This window comes from Saccharospirillum alexandrii, from assembly GCF_043641555.1.
Lineage (GTDB): Bacteria > Pseudomonadota > Gammaproteobacteria > Pseudomonadales > Natronospirillaceae > Saccharospirillum > Saccharospirillum alexandrii_A.
In genome coordinates this window covers 219,451-235,672 of record NZ_JBHZRJ010000004.1, presented here as the reverse complement: position 1 = coordinate 235,672, position 16,222 = coordinate 219,451, and the positions used below count along the sequence as shown (strand labels likewise).

7 protein-coding genes are annotated in these 16,222 nt (G+C 60.3%); 4 read left to right on the top strand and 3 right to left on the bottom strand.

Translation table 11 applies throughout. The features are described from left to right. Positions 1 to 83: 83 nt before the first annotated feature. Positions 84 to 2,408 carry a Tex family protein gene (locus ACHUE7_RS15560; protein ID WP_394170810.1) on the bottom strand — a complete coding sequence of 775 codons (2,325 nt, stop codon included), beginning with the start codon at positions 2,406 to 2,408 and terminating at the stop codon, positions 84 to 86. A gap of 718 nt (positions 2,409 to 3,126) precedes the next feature. Here ACHUE7_RS15560 and mnmH point away from each other — a divergent pair. Together mnmH and selD are read left to right on the top strand one after the other, a co-directional pair. Continuing rightward, positions 3,127 to 4,233 (top strand): tRNA 2-selenouridine(34) synthase MnmH, encoded by a 1,107-nt coding sequence (gene mnmH, locus ACHUE7_RS15555; protein ID WP_394170809.1) that lies wholly within the window; start codon positions 3,127 to 3,129, stop codon positions 4,231 to 4,233. Then, positions 4,226 to 6,406, top strand: a complete 2,181-nt coding sequence (gene selD, locus ACHUE7_RS15550) for a selenide, water dikinase SelD (protein WP_394170808.1) — start codon at positions 4,226 to 4,228, stop codon at positions 6,404 to 6,406. Before mnmH ends, selD begins: the two co-directional genes overlap by 8 nt. Before the next feature lie 33 nt (positions 6,407 to 6,439). Here the strand turns inward: selD and pbpC are convergent, their stop codons facing one another. Together pbpC and ACHUE7_RS15540 are read right to left on the bottom strand one after the other, a co-directional pair. After that, positions 6,440 to 8,761, bottom strand: coding sequence for a penicillin-binding protein 1C (pbpC, locus tag ACHUE7_RS15545; RefSeq protein WP_394170807.1), 2,322 nt, complete (start codon positions 8,759 to 8,761; stop codon positions 6,440 to 6,442). Next, positions 8,761 to 13,632, bottom strand: a complete 4,872-nt coding sequence (locus ACHUE7_RS15540; RefSeq protein ID WP_394170806.1) for an alpha-2-macroglobulin family protein — start codon at positions 13,630 to 13,632, stop codon at positions 8,761 to 8,763. The genes pbpC and ACHUE7_RS15540 overlap by 1 nt, the downstream gene beginning before the upstream one ends. Positions 13,633 to 13,786: 154 nt before the next feature. Between ACHUE7_RS15540 and ACHUE7_RS15535 the strand changes: the two genes are divergently transcribed. Further along, positions 13,787 to 15,031: an RNA polymerase sigma factor gene (locus ACHUE7_RS15535; protein ID WP_394170805.1), complete on the top strand. Its 1,245-nt coding sequence runs from the start codon at positions 13,787 to 13,789 to the stop codon at positions 15,029 to 15,031. A gap of 339 nt (positions 15,032 to 15,370) precedes the next feature. Further along, entirely contained in the window at positions 15,371 to 16,201 is an 831-nt protein-coding gene (locus ACHUE7_RS15530; RefSeq protein WP_394170804.1) for a YciI family protein, read from the top strand. Positions 16,202 to 16,222: the final 21 nt, after the last annotated feature.

The window sequence follows — 16,222 nt, the reverse complement described above, 5'->3', positions numbered from 1 at the left end:
GGCGCAAGCACCCAAGGCACCCTGAGTTGGGGCAGGCTGATAAAGTTCAAGCAACACTTTAGCAGGCCCTGTCACGACGTCGATTACAATCGACCGCCTTTTTTCTTCATGGCTTCCTGCAGCAGCGACGCCATGGCCGTTTGACCGGCTGGCGCCGCTGAGCCCGGGTTTCTATCCCGGCGCGGGGCTGAGTGGCGGCGGTTGCTGCTGCCGGTGTTCTGGTCGCGGTCTGCCGGTTGGGCTTCATCGTCCAGCCGCATGGACAGGGCGATCCGGTTGCGGGCCACATCGACGTCCATGACTTTGACTTTAACGATGTCACCGGCCTTAACCAGCTTCGACGGATCGTCGATGAACTGATGGCTCATTGCCGAGATGTGGACCAGGCCATCCTGATGCACACCGACGTCAACAAAGGCACCGAAGTGGGTGACGTTGGTCACTACACCTTCCAGCACCATGTTCTGGCGCAGGTCCTTGATGGTTTCAACGCCATCCTGGAATTCGGCCGTTTTGAACTCAGGGCGAGGATCGCGTCCGGGTTTTTCCAGTTCCTGCAGAATGTCGGTGATGGTCGGCAAGCCAAAGGTATCGTCGACGTACTGCTCGGCCTTGAGTGCCCGGATGAAGCGGCTATCGCCAATCAGGGCGCTTACATCGCGGCCAGTATCGGCGACGATGCGCTCCACCACCGAGTAGGATTCCGGGTGCACCGCTGAGCCGTCGAGCGGGTTGTCGCCGTTCATGACTTTCAAAAACCCCGCCGCCTGTTCGAACGCTTTCGGGCCCAATCGACTGACGTCTTTCAACTGCTTGCGATTCTTAAACGCGCCTGCGGCATCACGATGCGCGACGATGTTATTGGCAATGGTGCTGTTCAAACCCGATACCCGGCTCAGCAAGGGGGCGGATGCGGTATTCAGGTCGACACCCACGCCGTTTACACAGTCTTCCACCACGGCATCCAACTGACGCGCGAGCGCCAGTTGGGAAACGTCGTGCTGATACTGGCCGACACCGATCGATTTGGGTTCAATTTTCACCAGTTCTGCCAGCGGGTCCTGCAGGCGCCGGGCAATGGAGATCGCGCCGCGAATGGTCACGTCCAGGTCCGGGAATTCGCGTGCGGCAAATTCAGAAGCCGAGTAAATGGATGCGCCGGATTCATTCACCAACAACGCCTGGGCGTTGATGTCCGGGTGCGATTTCAGCACGGCTTTCACGAAGCGCTCGGTCTCTCGGCTGGCGGTGCCGTTACCGATGGCGATCAGTTCAACGTTGTGTTTTTTGCACAGCGACACCAGCATTTGTTCGGCTTCGCGGATTTTGTTCTGCGGCGGTGTCGGGAACATAGCTCCGTGATCGAGCACCTTACCGGTGGCATCAACCACCGCGACTTTCACACCGGTACGCAGGCCCGGGTCCAGACCAATGGTCGCTTTGGGGCCAGCCGGTGCGGCAAGCAGCAGGTCTTTCAGATTCTTGGCGAACACATCAATCGCCGCTTTCTCGGCAGATTCACGCACCCGGTTAAACAGGTCGGTTTCAATGTGGGTTAGCAACTTGACCCGCCAGGTCCAGCGAACCACTTCGCCCAGCCAGGCATCGGCCGCGCGGCCGCCGTCTTTGATGTTGAAATGCTCGGCGACAATGATTTCACCCTGGCTGGTACTGCGCGGCTCTTCGCCCGCCAACACCAGTGAGAGCTGCAAAAAGCCTTCGTTGCGACCCCGGAACATGGCCAGCGCCCGGTGGCTGGGCACTTTCTTGATGGCTTCGTTGTGCTCGAAGTAATCCTGAAACTTGGCGGCTTCGTTTTGCTTGCCGTCGATGACCCGAGCCTGCATCTCGCCATGCTGCCAGAGGTATTCACGCAATTTGCCGATCAGCCCCGCATCTTCGGCGAAGCGCTCCATCAGAATATAGCGCGCGCCATCGAGCACGGCTTTGGTGTCGGCAAAGCCCGCATCAGCATTCAAGTAAGATTCTGCTTCGCTCACCGGGTCCAGCGTCGGATCACTGAACAGGGCATCAGCCAGAGGCTCCAGCCCGGCTTCAATGGCAATCTGACCTTTCGTACGTCGCTTCTGTTTGTACGGCAGGTACAGATCTTCAAGCTCAGTCTTGGTCGCAGCGGCTTTAATATCGCGACTCAGGCTATCGGTCAGCTTGCCCTGCTCTTCGATGCTGGTAAGGATGGCTGCGCGCCGGTCTTCCAGCTCGCGCAGGTAGCGCAACCGGTCTTCCAGGTTACGCAACTGGGTGTCGTCCAGTCCGCCGGTCACCTCTTTCCGGTAACGACTGATAAAAGGCACGGTAGCGCCTTCATCCAATAGGGCCACGGCCGCCTTAACCTGGGCGTCGGCGACCTGAAGTTCCTGGGCAATACGATGTTCGATGCTGATCATAAGACGATGACTCGGTGAAGCGAAACGGGAAGCACGCATCATTAGCCAAAGCCGCAAGCATTTCAAGGCCACTTACAACTCGCTAACACCTTGATTTATAAATAAAACCAACGTTGGTTCGCTCTCACCCCGAGGTTAAACGTTGCTCTTGCTACGGTGCCATGAGTTAGTGCAGGCAGCCGGGTAGTCCTGTTTGGGGTCGGCGTGAACCCTTCCATGGGGCCTAGACCGTAGGATATGAATCCCCTCCATGGGATTCACCCTTCGGGCTCGCTGCGCTCATGCTAAAACGCTCCCGGCGTTTTAGTCCATGCTACGGACTTCCCCAAACAGGACTACCCGGCCACCTGCACTTGCTTGGTTGCCTGTTTTCAGCGTGATAGAACATATGAAATATTAGATTTAAGAGTCCTGGGCGTCGGCTGAAATGGACCCTAGCTGAATCGTCTGTCAATCCGGTATCAATGTTGGCTACCAATCAAGTGTGGGCTACCGGGTAGGTCTGTCCGGGGTAGTCCGCAGCATGGATGCTGCGGCCTAGGCTCCATGGACGGATTTACGCCGACCCCGGACAGACCTACCCGGTGGTCGACACGAACCACTGGCACAAGAGACAACCGAGCCGACTTCAGCCACAGCAGACAACCAAACCACAGGTTGCCTGAGAGCATACCGAACCGCATAATCGCGTCCTGCCATTCTTGCCTAGAGGTCCGCCGTGCGCGACCCCCACCGCGACGACATTGACGCCAGCCTGGATCTGCTGCTCGACCAGACGCCGTTTATGGATGTGCGTGCCCCGATTGAATTTGAGCACGGAGCCATTCCCGGCGCGGTTAACGTGCCCATTCTGGATGATGATCAGCGGGCTGCCATTGGTACCCGTTATAAAGAGGCGGGGCAGGACGCTGCCATTGAACTGGGTCTGGAATTGGCGACGCCCGACATTCGTGCCGAGCGTCTTGATGCCTGGGCGACGTTTGCCCGGCGGCATCCGAATGGCTATCTCTATTGTTTTCGGGGTGGTCTGCGTTCCAACACCACCCAGGCCTGGCTGCGTGAAGCGGGCATTCACTTCCCGCTGGTGCGCGGTGGGTACAAGGCGCTGCGCCGCGTTCTCATTGATGCGTTTGAAGAGCGCCTGGCAACTCGCAACTTGCAAGTACTGGCGGGGCCAACGGGCAGTGGCAAAACCGAGGTGATTCATGCCTGGCCGGTCAGTCTGGATCTGGAAGGCCGGGCTGGGCACCGGGGCAGTGCCTTTGGTGCGACCTTTGCGCCGCAACCGGCGCAGATAGACTGGGAAAACCAGATTTCGCTGGATTGGGCGCGTTTGGATGTCCATGGTGATGCGACTGTGTTGGTGGAAGACGAAGCGCACCTGATCGGCCGTATCCATTTGATACCCGAGTTGCATCATAAAATGCAGGAAGCTCCGGTGATCGCTCTGGAAGCGCCGATGCAGGAACGAGTTGACCGCTTGCTGGATGACTATGTGAACCACGCGCTGCAACACTTCAGCCAGCAAGAGCCGGAAAACCCCTGGCCCTTGCTCGGTGACTACGTGAGCCAGAACTTGCGTCGCATTCGTAAACGCCTGGGCGGGGTGCGCCATGAGCAACTGCAACAAGCCGTACCGGACGCGGTGGATGCGATGGCCCGGCAACGGGACCCGGGTGGTTTTAACCACATTATCGAAACCCTGCTGACCGATTATTACGACCCTATGTATCAGTACCAACTCAGTGGCCGGGCTGACCAGGTCGTGTTCCGGGGTGACGCCCGGGCCGTGCTCGACTGGCTGGAACACCAGCGCCATGTTTGAACGCGATCTGGTACTGGTCGGTGGCGGCCATACGCATGCGTTGCTGATTCGTACGTTGGCCATGAGGCCAATACCGGGGGTGCGGGTGACACTGGTATCGGAGTCGACGTTGACGCCCTACTCCGGCATGTTGCCCGGCCTGGTTGCCGGGCATTACCGGGCTGACGAGGTGCACATCGACCTGAACCGGTTGTGCCGCTGGGCCGGTATCCGCTTTATTCAGGGTCGGGTGACCGGTGTGAATGCGCAGGCCAAGTCCCTATCGATTCGGGATCAGCCAGCACTAACCTACGACAAAGTCTCCTTCGATACCGGCTCCACGCCCGACTTGAGTTTACCGGGCGCGCGCAGCTTTGCCGTCGGGGTAAAGCCCGTCAGTCGGTTCTATGCCAAATGGCAGCAATTGCTCGACCGTCATGACCGGGAACCCAATACCGACACCCAGCACTGGGGCGTCGTCGGCGCCGGTGCCGGAGGGGTCGAGCTGGTACTGGCCATGGCACACCGGTTGGGTGCGGATCGACGCATTCAGCTGCACCTGGTTTACCCGGGCGATCACATACTGAGCGGCTACCCGCGCCGTTCAATCCGCGCGGCTGAGCGGGCATTGCAACGGCACGGCGTCGTCTGCCACCCCAACTTCAACGTCAGCGCGGTGAAGAAAAACGGCCTGGTAGCCGCCAATGGCAACGCCTTGTCGCTCGACCAGACCGTCTGGTGTACTCGGGCGTCCGGCCCGGAGTTTCTCAGCCAGAGCGGCCTGGACGTGACGTCTGCCGGCTTTATTGCCGTTAATCGCTACCTGCAAAGCACGTCCCACCCGGATGTATTTGCCGCCGGTGATGTCGCCGACATGGTGTTCGACCCACGGCCCAAGGCCGGTGTCTATGCGGTGCGTCAGGCGCCGTTTCTGTCTGAAAATCTCAGACTCGCCTTTTCCGGAAAACCGATGAAGCCTACGCGCCTGCAACGACAGTTTTTGTCGCTGTTGTCGCTCGGTGGCCAGCAAGCGGTTGGGCACCGGGGTCTTTTGGTCGCCAGCGGTGCCTGGGTCTGGCGCTGGAAAGACCGGATAGACCGGGCCTTTATGGAGAAATTTCAGGCGTTGGGCGCACCGAAAATGATGGCCGCCATGCCCACCGGAACAGAGACCGAGATGCACTGCGCAGGCTGCGGCAGCAAACTGGGCCCGGCGATTTTGCACGATACCCTGAGCACCCTGCCGCGCATGAACAAACCCGGTCTGACCCCGGCCCTGGAAGCCGCCGAAGACGCCAGTCTCTGGCAACCGACACCGGGCCTGACCCAGGTGCAAAGCCTCGATGGTTTTCGCAGCTTCAGTGATGACCTGTATCGCTTCGGCCAGGTCTGCGTGAACCACGCCCTGAGCGACCTGTATGCCATGGGCGCAGAGCCGGTCTCGGCTCAGGTCTGGATAAACCTGGCCCACGCCCACCCCCGTTTGCACAAGGCAGATTTCCAGCGACTGATGCGTGGTATTCACCAGGCGCTGAGTGATCAAAACGTAGCGCTGGCGGGTGGTCACAGCACCGAAGGCGCGGAAACCCATGTTGCGGTCGTCGCCAACGGCGAAGTCGACCCGGCCCGCCTGTGGCGTAAAACCGGTGCACAACCCGGCGATGTTCTGATTCTGACCAAGGCGCTCGGTACCGGCGTGATCTGGGCGTCAGATGCCGCCGGCCAGGCCCCGGCCGGAGCCGTTACCGCGGCCTGGGAGAGCATGCTCGTCAGCCAGAAAGCCGCCTGGGAAGCATTGCAAACACTGGAACCGCACGCCGTTACTGACGTCACCGGTTTTGGCCTGCTGGGGCATTTGCTGGAGATGGTTACGGGCGACGACATTGAAGCCCACCTAAATTTGAACGCCATTCCCGCCCTGCCCGGTGCCCGCGACCTGTTAGAGCAGGGGTTTCGCTCCAGTTTGCACCCTCAGTTACTGCCCTACACCCTGGAATGCAGCGGGCTTGAGTCTGTAAGTGAGGTTGATATCGCTTTGCTGATTGATCCGCAGACGTCGGGCGGGCTGCTGGTTGCTCTCGACCCGGATCAGGCAGAAATCTTTCTCGGCCAACTACCGGATGCCCGAGCTATTGGGCAGATTGCGAATCGGTCTGAGAATAGGAAGGTAGTGGTTGAAAAACACACGTTTTAAGCTTCGAGCTAACAGCTAACAGCTAACAGCTCCCTACCGCACCCGAGTCTGAATCTGAATCCGGTCGCTCTGGCCGCTTTGGTCAACCAGCACGATCTGATAGCGGTGTAGCGGTGCCAGGGCCAGATCCAATTCGGGCCCTTCAGTGGTTAGTTGTTCGCCGTTCAGATACCAGTGAAACGGGGCTTGGCCGCCCTCAGCCCAAAGTGACAGATCGATGTCCTGGCCCGGCTCGACCATCAGGCGGGTGCCATCGGAGGCGCCTTTCAGCGCCAGTGGTTGCTGGGCCACCGGTACCAATTGCGGCGGGCAGCGCGGGTCGAAACCGGGCAGGCGTTCGCGGCTGCGCCAGTCGGGCTGCAGCCAGCCTTGCACGGGCGCTGGCCAAAGTGCGACTTGCGTTTGGGTGGCTGGCAGATCGCAGCCAAGTGGCACCTGCAAGCCGGATTCGGGGTTGAGGTTCAGGGGCGTAACTGGCCGGTTGAAGCTTAGGCTGGCATTGCGGCTGTGCATCCAGGTGCGGGGAAACGTACCGTCCAGCACCCAGGCTTCCTGGGGCTGGTCACACAAAGCGCTGGTTTCTGGTCGACCACTGGGCCAGCAGATGGTTTCGCGGGTTACGCTGGCGGGTTGGGCGGGCAGCGCCGGGCTATCGCCGACCATGGCTGCGACCTGGGCCAATAACGGCACGGCGGTCTGGCGACCAAAGTGGCTGGGCAGCGCCGAGCCATCCGGCTGCCCCACCCAGACGCCCAGGGTGTGATGTTGGCTGACAGCCAGCGCCCAGCTGTCCCTATTGCCGTAGCTGGTGCCGGTTTTGACGGCGAGCCCGGGCAAGGCATTGTCGGCATCGAGCAGGGTACGACGAATGATCCAGGCCGCACCGGCTGACATCAGGGGGCTCTGAACGCGGGGGTCATCCGATGACAGACGCGGTTTGATCGTCTGGCCGTCCCGGCCCAGCGCCGAATACAACCGAACCAAGCTTTCCAGCGAGGTGCCGACCCCGCCCAGCGCAACCGCCAGACTGGGGCGCGCGTTGGCAGGCAGCTGGAGCTCGCCACCGGCTTGCTGCAAGGCCAGATAAAACCGCGCCGGGCCAATCTGCTCCAGCACCTGCACCGCCGGCAGATTCAGGCTCTGTTGCAGGGCGCTGGCCAGTGACACCGGGCCACTGAAACCGCCGGTAAAGTTCACCGGCCGGTAATCGCCAAAGCGCAGCGGGACATCAAGCAACAAACTGGCGCTGTGCACCAAGCCCAGGTCCAGTGCCTGCCCATAAATAAAGGGTTTCAGTGTCGAGCCGGGTGAGCGGATCGCCGACACCATATCGACGTGGGCGGCCCGGGCCGGGTCGGTAAAATCCGCCGAGCCGACGTAGGTTCGAACCAGGCCGGTGCGGTTGTCCATAATCATCACCGCAGCCGAGACGTGGCGATCAATCGCCTGCACATAGGCCGGCACCAGCGCTTCGACCTGGCGTTGCCAGTCGAGGTTCAGGGCCGTTCGATGGGTCAGTTTTGGTGTGGCGCTTGTTGCGGCAGCATCGACCAGACGCCGCGCCAGCAAGGGCGCAGTCTGGTAGCGCTGAATCGGCACGGCAATCACGCGCTCTTCCCGGGCATCGGCCACGACCTCCGTCGGCCAGATGCCCTGGTCCGCCAGGCGCTGCATCAGTTTGTTTCGGGCCGCCTCCGCACGTTCCGGGTGTCGGTCGGGCCGGTATCGGCTGGGCGCTTGTGGCAGCACCGCGAGCAACGCAGCCTGAGCTCGGGTTAGATCCTGCGCCGGATACCCCAGATACGACAGGGATGCCGCCTGAACGCCCTCAAGCGTGCCACCGAAGGGCGCGTGGTTCAGGTAATAGGTGAGAATCTCCGCCTTGCTGTAATGCCAGTCGAGCTGCAGCGCGCGCACCATCTCTTTGAGCTTGCCGGTGAGCGTTCGCGGTTCCGGGTAACGCAACCGGGCGACCTGCATGGTCAGCGTTGAGCCGCCGGAAACCACCTCGCCATACCAGAGCGCCTGACCCGCAGCACGGATCAGCGCGAACGGGTTGACGCCGGGATGACGGTAGAAGAAGCGGTCCTCGTAGCCGATCAGGGCTTCCAGATAGTAAGGCGACACCTCCGCCAGTGTGACCGGGTAACGCCAGACGCCTTCAGCATCGGCAAATGCCCGCAGCAACTGGTCGTGGTTGGTGGTCACGACCTGGCTGCCTGGCCGGGGTGTCAGGTCCACCGGGGCCAGGCGGTCGATCACCACCAAGATGAGCAGGGTCAGCCCGACAAGCACGCCGGGTATCGCCAGTGCGATAACCCAACGGCGCTGCCGTAACCGGGCCAGCCCGAGCATCAGCGGGGCAGAACAACCAGGCGGCCGGGCGAGCGACCCAGGCTCTGGATATCCGGCCGGTACATGTCTTCAACGTAGGCCCCGGGTATGGCGTACTCGCCCGGTGTCACCGCCCTCGCCAGGTAATACAGCACCTGGCCCTGCCATTCGTTCACATCGAGCGCCGCGACATAGCGGTCATCACGAACCTCTTCATAGGCGATACGGTTGCGGAAATACTCACCGACCGAATCCCCTTCGATGCGAATATCATCGAGACTGATGCTGGCATTGGCCAGATTCTGGTTTTCAATTTCCAGCCCCGCCGGCAGCAGATCGACCAGCAAGGCTTCCGGCACCCGGGCCTCGCTGGTCACCGATAGCCGCACGATCACCAGATCCCCGGTGGTCAGTGGCTCGGTGATGTCGAGCGGTTCACCCTGAATATCATAGGTGTCGCGCTCGACTCTCAATGTTTGAGCATAGGGTTCGGGCGCTTCGAGTGGTGCACCGTTGTAGACCAGATTGGCGAAGATCGCCTCGTCGCCGGCTTCAATGCCGCGCAGACTGGCCAGTTGGTCGGCGTTGATCAGGGTGTTGAAGGCCCCTTTCCGGTCGAGCCGCTGATCCAGAGCATCGAGCTTCAGGGTGGCTTGCCAGGGTTCCGGGCTGGCAGAGAACTGCAACGCCAGCTTGGCCAGGGCAATGCGCTCCTGGGTGCTGAACCACTGCTTTTCTCGCAGCAGGTCAGGTACCTGTTGCCACAAATCACCGGCGTCGAAGCCGTGTTCAAGCGCCAACGCGAGCGACAGGGCAGCGTCGCGCAGCGGGCTGCCGTAGTCGCTGTAATAGCGATGACGGCCACGTTCAACGGTGATGCCTTTTTCAGCCGCAACCTCAGCCCGCTGGGTATCCCCTTCCGTTTGCAGGGCGACGGCCAGCTGCATCCAGCCCAGGCCGGACTGATCGTAGTCGCGCTCCAGCGCCTGGTCATAGAGCCGGCGCACATCACTCAGCGAGCCTTGCCCGGCCTTCGCCAGTACCTCGGCGGCATAGGCGCGGACGGCGAACTGCTGGTAGGCCGGGTCATCGCTCCAGCCGGTCACCCCCAGCGAACCACGCAACAGACCTTGCAGTGTGGTCAGTGTGCGTTCCAGTCGGCTGTCATCCACCGGCACGCCCAAACGACGGGCATCGACCAACAGGTCTGCGGCATAAACGGTGCCCCAGTGGGATTCCACAGACCCCGAGTCCCAGTAACCAAAGAGGCCGGATTCCTTCTGCTTGGCCAGGGTGCGGGCCAGGCCGGTTTCAATCTGAGCGCGACGGAAGGCCTCGGTATAGGGTTCATCGAACCGGCTCTCCAGTGCCTGTACCAGCCCCAGATCCTGTGCCAGTTGCGGGTCAATCAGCAGCCAGGGGTAGGTCGAGCTGATGGTTTGCTCCAGACAGCCGTAGGGGTAATGCAACAGCGAGCGCAAGTGTTCGGCGAAATCGATGGCGGGCCGGTTCGACAGCGTCAACTGGGCTTGAACGGTCGAAGCGATCAGGTCGTCGGTACGCGGCGCTGGCTGCCACAGAGTGTTAGACTCGATGCGAGTGCGCTCGTAGCGGGTCTGCCAGGGGTGGGCACTGCGTACACCGAGTGACCAGCGGCGGTTGATGTCGAGGTCATCGCCATTGCTCAGGCGCACGGCAATGTCACCGTTGCCGGTGTCGTACCCGGCTTCCAGCGGAATGCGCAGCGTGGTTTTCTCGCCGTCTTTTAACGTCAGGCTGTCACCGGGCTCGGTGGCGCTGATCGCGCCGCCGATGGCAACATCCAGCACCAGGGTCTGGTCGGCACCGGAAAGATTGTGCACATCCAGGGCCAGCGTGCTCTTGTCGCCAAAGGCCATAAAACGTGGCAATGCGGCTTCAACCACCAGCCGGTCAGCGACCTCGGTTTCGGCCTCGGTGCTGCCAAAACTGCGTTCGCCCCAGGCGACCACCATCCACTTCACCCGACCATTGAAGTCTGGCAAGTCGAAACTGACCTCGGCTTCGCCGTCGACGAATTCAACGGGTTCCGACAAGTAAGACAGAATACGCACATCGCTTTTCGGTTCTTCACCGCCGCGCGACAGCGCATCGTCACTCTCGGCAAAACCGCCACCGAAGCGCTGGCGCACCATGTCGAGCCCTAAATTGTTGATGATGCGGTGGTACACATCCTGATACTGGGCTTCGAACCGGCGCGGTGAGAAGAAAAACTGCTCCGGCTGGGGGCGTTTGTACCGGGTAATGTTCAGCACGCCCATATCGACCAGGGCGACGGTTGCGTAGAGGCGCTGGTCGGAAAAAGCCTCGGCATCGTCAACGCTCAACCGGGCGGTGATCGGCCGGTTCGGTTCAACCCGGTCCGGTGCGTTAACCGCTACCTCGAACTCACGATCCAGTCGTTGCATCGGCAGGTGCACCAGCCCCAGTGTGCGTTTCGGGGCGACATCGGTCACCTGATCAGCCGGGGTCAGAATCATGACCGAGACATAGAGATCGTGCCGGTTCCAGTGAGTATCAGTCGGCAGTGTGATTTCAGATTCACCGGCCTCGACGTCCTGATGCGTTGAGTACAGCACGCCCGCCTGGCTCTCGACGTTAATCAGCGCACGACCAGAAGCCGGGGCGACTAAACGCAGTGTGGCGGTTTCGCCCGGTTCATAGGCATCCTGATCGAGCGTCAGCGGAATCTGGTCGGGCCGCACGACGGAGGAGTCGGCATCGCTGTAGCCGCTGTATTGGGTGCGGAAATAATGCACCGACCGGGCGCCGTCGGCATGGGTGACGTGCAGTTCGTAGTCGCCCCACTGCACCGGCAACTGCACCTCGGCCCCTTCGTCGGTGACGGTAATGGTGCGCGACTCGGTGACGTATCGGTTGGCATCGTAACGCCAGCTCCAGCCGCTATCGTCGTCGAACCACCAATAATATTCGCGATGATCCCGAAACAGTTGAACTTTAACGTCGCCATCGATGGCCTCGCCGTCTTTTGACAGGGCGAAGACTTTAAAGCCGACATCGGCATTTGCGGCGGGCCGGTCCCGGAACAGCGGTTCAATGCCTACCAGCGTTTCCAGCGGCGGCATCAGAATGAGTTGTTGGTTGCGCGTGACGGGTCGGCCACCGCTCTCATACAGGCTACCGGCGATATTGAACGCCAGGGGTACGTCTACGTTGCTCCAGGCATCGGGCAGGGTAAGCAACCCGGCGCCGGTTTCGTCGAGCGTAATGGCCGTCAGGCTCAGGGTATCGTTGTCCAGTCTCTGGCGGGCATCGCCGACGGTGAGGTCGGGCCAGGCTTCAAACACCCGGGTGGTCGGGCGTACCGTAGCCAGGGCGTCTACCTCGTTGCCCGCGGCCGGAGCGCCGTAAAGGTAGTCACCCTGAACGGGAATGCCCGCCGGCAATTCGGTCAGGCGCGGCATACGTTCGGTGTTACCCGGGAAGAACGACAGCGTCATTCGTTCCGGCAGAAAGGTCTCGACCTGAAAGCTGTATATCTCGCGCTGGACAGCGCGGTCGGGCTCGACGATCCACTGCCAGGTCCCGGTGGCGGCATCGTCCGGGAGCGTTACGCTGTGTTGATACAGACCAGAGGGGCCAGCGCGCCAGACCGTCTCTTCGATCTTGCGGCCACGGGCGTCGTAGAGATGCGCCTCCAGTGACGGGTTGGCGATGGGCTGACCGTCGTAGTCGCGGCGCAGCATGTTGATATTCACCGTTTCACCTGGCCGGTATAGATCCCGCGGGCCGTAGAGAAAGCTTTGCTGTTCGCGATGGCGCTCGGTGACGTTGCTGTAGGCTGATAAATCCAGCGCCGCCCGATCGAGGCGAACGTAGCTGGTCTGGTTGCCCTGGCGGGCGACAATCAGTTGGGGCCGGTCATTGGTTTCCAGACGGTGCTGGCCCAGTTCATCGGTGCGGGCCACCTGGGTGTAGCCGGAGCGGTTCTGCTCGTGCCAGTAATAGGTAAGCTCAACGTCTGCCAGCGGCTCACCGCTGCCTATGGCGTTCAGTTGCACCTGAATTTCACGGCCATAGACACGGGCATGCAGGCCGATGTCCGACAGCGTAAAAAAGCGGGTATCAAACTGGTAATCGTAGTCGCCGGGCTGGCGCAACACCGCTACAAAAAAGCCACTGTCATGTTCGTCGAGCACCGGGTCGAGGTTCAGGTTAACGCTGGTGCGGGTGTTGCTGCGCGGGTCTACCGGGTAGCGAGCGGTGTGCTCCAGGTCGGCGTAACCGTCGAGTTCATTGAGCGTCGAGTAATAGGTACGGCCAGAGTAAAACGTGTAGGCCAGAAAGGCTTCGAGCCGGTCGTCGCGAACGCGGAACACATCCAGCTCGACTTCGCTCTGGTTCACCACCGTAACCGGCAAACCGTTCTGAATATCCCCAACCAGAAACTCACCCTGGCTGGCAAAGCTGGCAGAGGCGACCATGGGCCGGGTGGTGATCTGCCACTGATCTGATTGGCCATTGACCGCTGCGCCGGCGACTACCGACTGGGTGGTCAGGCGTTCGTCGCTAACCGAACGCGGTTTACCGGAGATGCGGATCTGGTAGGGGGTGCTGGGCTCGATAAAGGGTAACGTCCAACTGACACCGCCGTCATTGCTGATCCAGTAACTGCCATCGGCTGGGGCCGGCTGTACAGTGACGAATGTTTCCAGATCCGTCTGCGGATCCAGTGCATCGGTGAACCTCAGCGTGAGCGCCGGCGCACCTTCGTATTGGGATTCAAACACCGTCGAGACATAGAATTCAGCCAGTGCAGGCTGGGAAAACGCCAGCGCCAGTAACCACAACAACGCCGCGCCTGGCCAGCGCGACACAACAGATCCTTTCATCTCAACAATCCTTGAGTGTAAGTTGGACTGCGGAGTATACCCAAAGTGTTGAAGAAAAAATGCCATATGACGAAGCCATGCCCACTGGTAATCGGGCACTAAGACATCGATCACAAACGCAGTTGATCAGCGACTGCTAGACTGACGCCTGGCCATGCAACCGATGACAATTATGACGCTGCAACAACAACTCGACACGCTATACCAGAACGAGTCCCGTAAGGTTCAGGCCACTTTGATTCGCTTGCTCGGTGATTTCGAACTGGCCGAAGAAGCTATGCAGGAAGCTTTCTTCGCCGCCTTGCACCAATGGCCGGAAGAAGGTCTGCCGGACAACCCCACCGCCTGGCTGATTCGAACCGGCCAACGTCGCGGCATCGACCAGATTCGCAAGCGCCAGACCGCCCGCAAATACCAGCACCTGGCAGACACCGAGGAAGCTTTCGACCCGGAGCAGGATAACGACGCCATCAGCGACGATATGTTGCGGCTGATTTTCACCTGCTGTCACCCGAGCCTGACCCAGGAGGCGCAGCTCGCACTGACGCTGAGAGAAATGTGTGGCCTGACCACAGAGCAGGTCGCCAGCGCCCTGCTGCAAAAACCCACGACCGTGGCGCAGCGCATCGTTCGTGCCAAGAGCAAGATTCGCGCATCGGGCATTCCCTACGAAGTGCCGGAGCGCAAAGAGCTGCCCGAGCGACTCGGCAGTGTTCTGAAAGTGGTCTATCTGATGTTCAACGAGGGGTATTCCGGCAGCGATGGCGAACAGGTGGTCAAGGTTGACCTGGCCGAAGAAGCCATTCGCCTCGCCGGCCAACTGGCAGGCCTGCTGCCCGAAGCCGAAGTCTGTGGTTTGCTGGCACTGATGCTATTCCACGATGCCCGCAAAGCCGCCCGCCAGGACGACCAGGGCGACCTGATCACCCTGGAAGATCAGGACCGCTCACTCTGGGATGCCGACCAAATTGCCATCGGTCGCCAGTGGTTAAACCGTGCAGCAGCCAGCCCCGCAGGCCCTTATACCCTGCAAGCCGCCATCGCCGCAGCCCATGCCGAGTCGGGCGATGCCGACCACACCGACTGGCGCCAGATTGTCGCGTTATATGAGGCGCTCTACCAACAAATACCCTCACCTGTTATTGCCTTAAACCGGGCTGTCGCGGTAGCCATGCGCGATGGTCCGGAAACAGGCCTGGCATTGCTCGATCAACTGGAAAGCCAAAAAGCCATTCAGGCCTACTACCTCTACCACGCTGCCCGTGCCGACCTGCACCGGCGCCTGGGTAATCACAAAGAGGCAATAAGTGCTTATCAACGCGCACTGGCGTTAACCCAACAAGGGCCAGAGCAACGCTTTTTGAATCGTAGGCTTAGTCAGCTCATCCGCCCCGAGTAGTGCGGTTACTCTGGTTTGTTGCCAGGCGCTCGTACCAGCAACCGGCTAGGCGTATACGGGGTCGGGCGGAATGCCGCCCACTCAATCCTTCCATGGAGCCTAGACCGCAGGATATGAATCCCCTCCATGGGATTCACCCTTCGGGCTCGCTGCGCTCATGCTAAAACGCTCCCGGCGTTTTAGTCCCTGCTGCGGACTACCCCGTATACGCCTACCCGGCCGCCGGTACTGGGGTTGTTGCCACTTCCATATTCTGTGTGAAAAAAGTGGCATAGCCCGTCGATTTGACTGTTCCCCGTGCGACTTAAGGCTGAACACAACAACAAAGGAACTGCCGCTATGAAATACATGCTGATTCGCAAGGCCGATGCCGACACTGAAAACGGCGTTATGCCGTCGCAGTCTTTGTTACAGGCCATGGGTGAATACAACGAACGGTTGCAACAGGCTGGCGTGCTTGAAACCGGGCAAGGGCTTACGCCCAGTCGGGAAGGCTGTCGTATCGAATTTAAAGACGGTGAAGCGATGGTTACTGATGGCCCCTTTGCGGAAACTAAAGAACTAATCGCGGGCTATACGATGCTGAACGTTCGCTCCAAAGAAGAAGCCATTGAATGGGCCCGGCAGTGGCCGCCTGAAGACGCCGAAAATGGGCTGTGCCTGGAATTGCGTCGTGTCTATGAAATGGCCGATTTCGAACCCGGAGCAGGGCTGGATACCCACCTGAAGTTGACGGAGAAAATGGCCCGGCTGCCCAATGGGCTGAACATTCACCTGGAGTTTCAGGGTAATTGTCGTGAAGCCCTGACTTTCTATGCCGAGGTAATGGGTGGGGATTTGGAACCGTTTTTTACTCACGGTGAAAGCCCGGATAAAAGTCCGTTTCCGGAAAGCTGGAACGATAAAATCCTGCACGGATCGGTGAATCTCGGCGGTCGTCGCCTGATGGGATGCGACCTGCCCGAAGGGGCATACAGCCGACCAAAAGGCGCCATGGTGCAGCTGGATTATCTGGATCCGGCCCTGGCGGGTGAGGTTGTTGAAGCCCTGGCCGGGGGCGGTCATGTGAACATGCCATTCGACCAAACCTTCTGGGCCTATCGTTTTGGCATGGTGACCGACCGTTTCGGCATTGGCTGGATGATTAATTGCACTGAAAAACCGGAATAAAGCTAACTGCAAAGGAGTCTT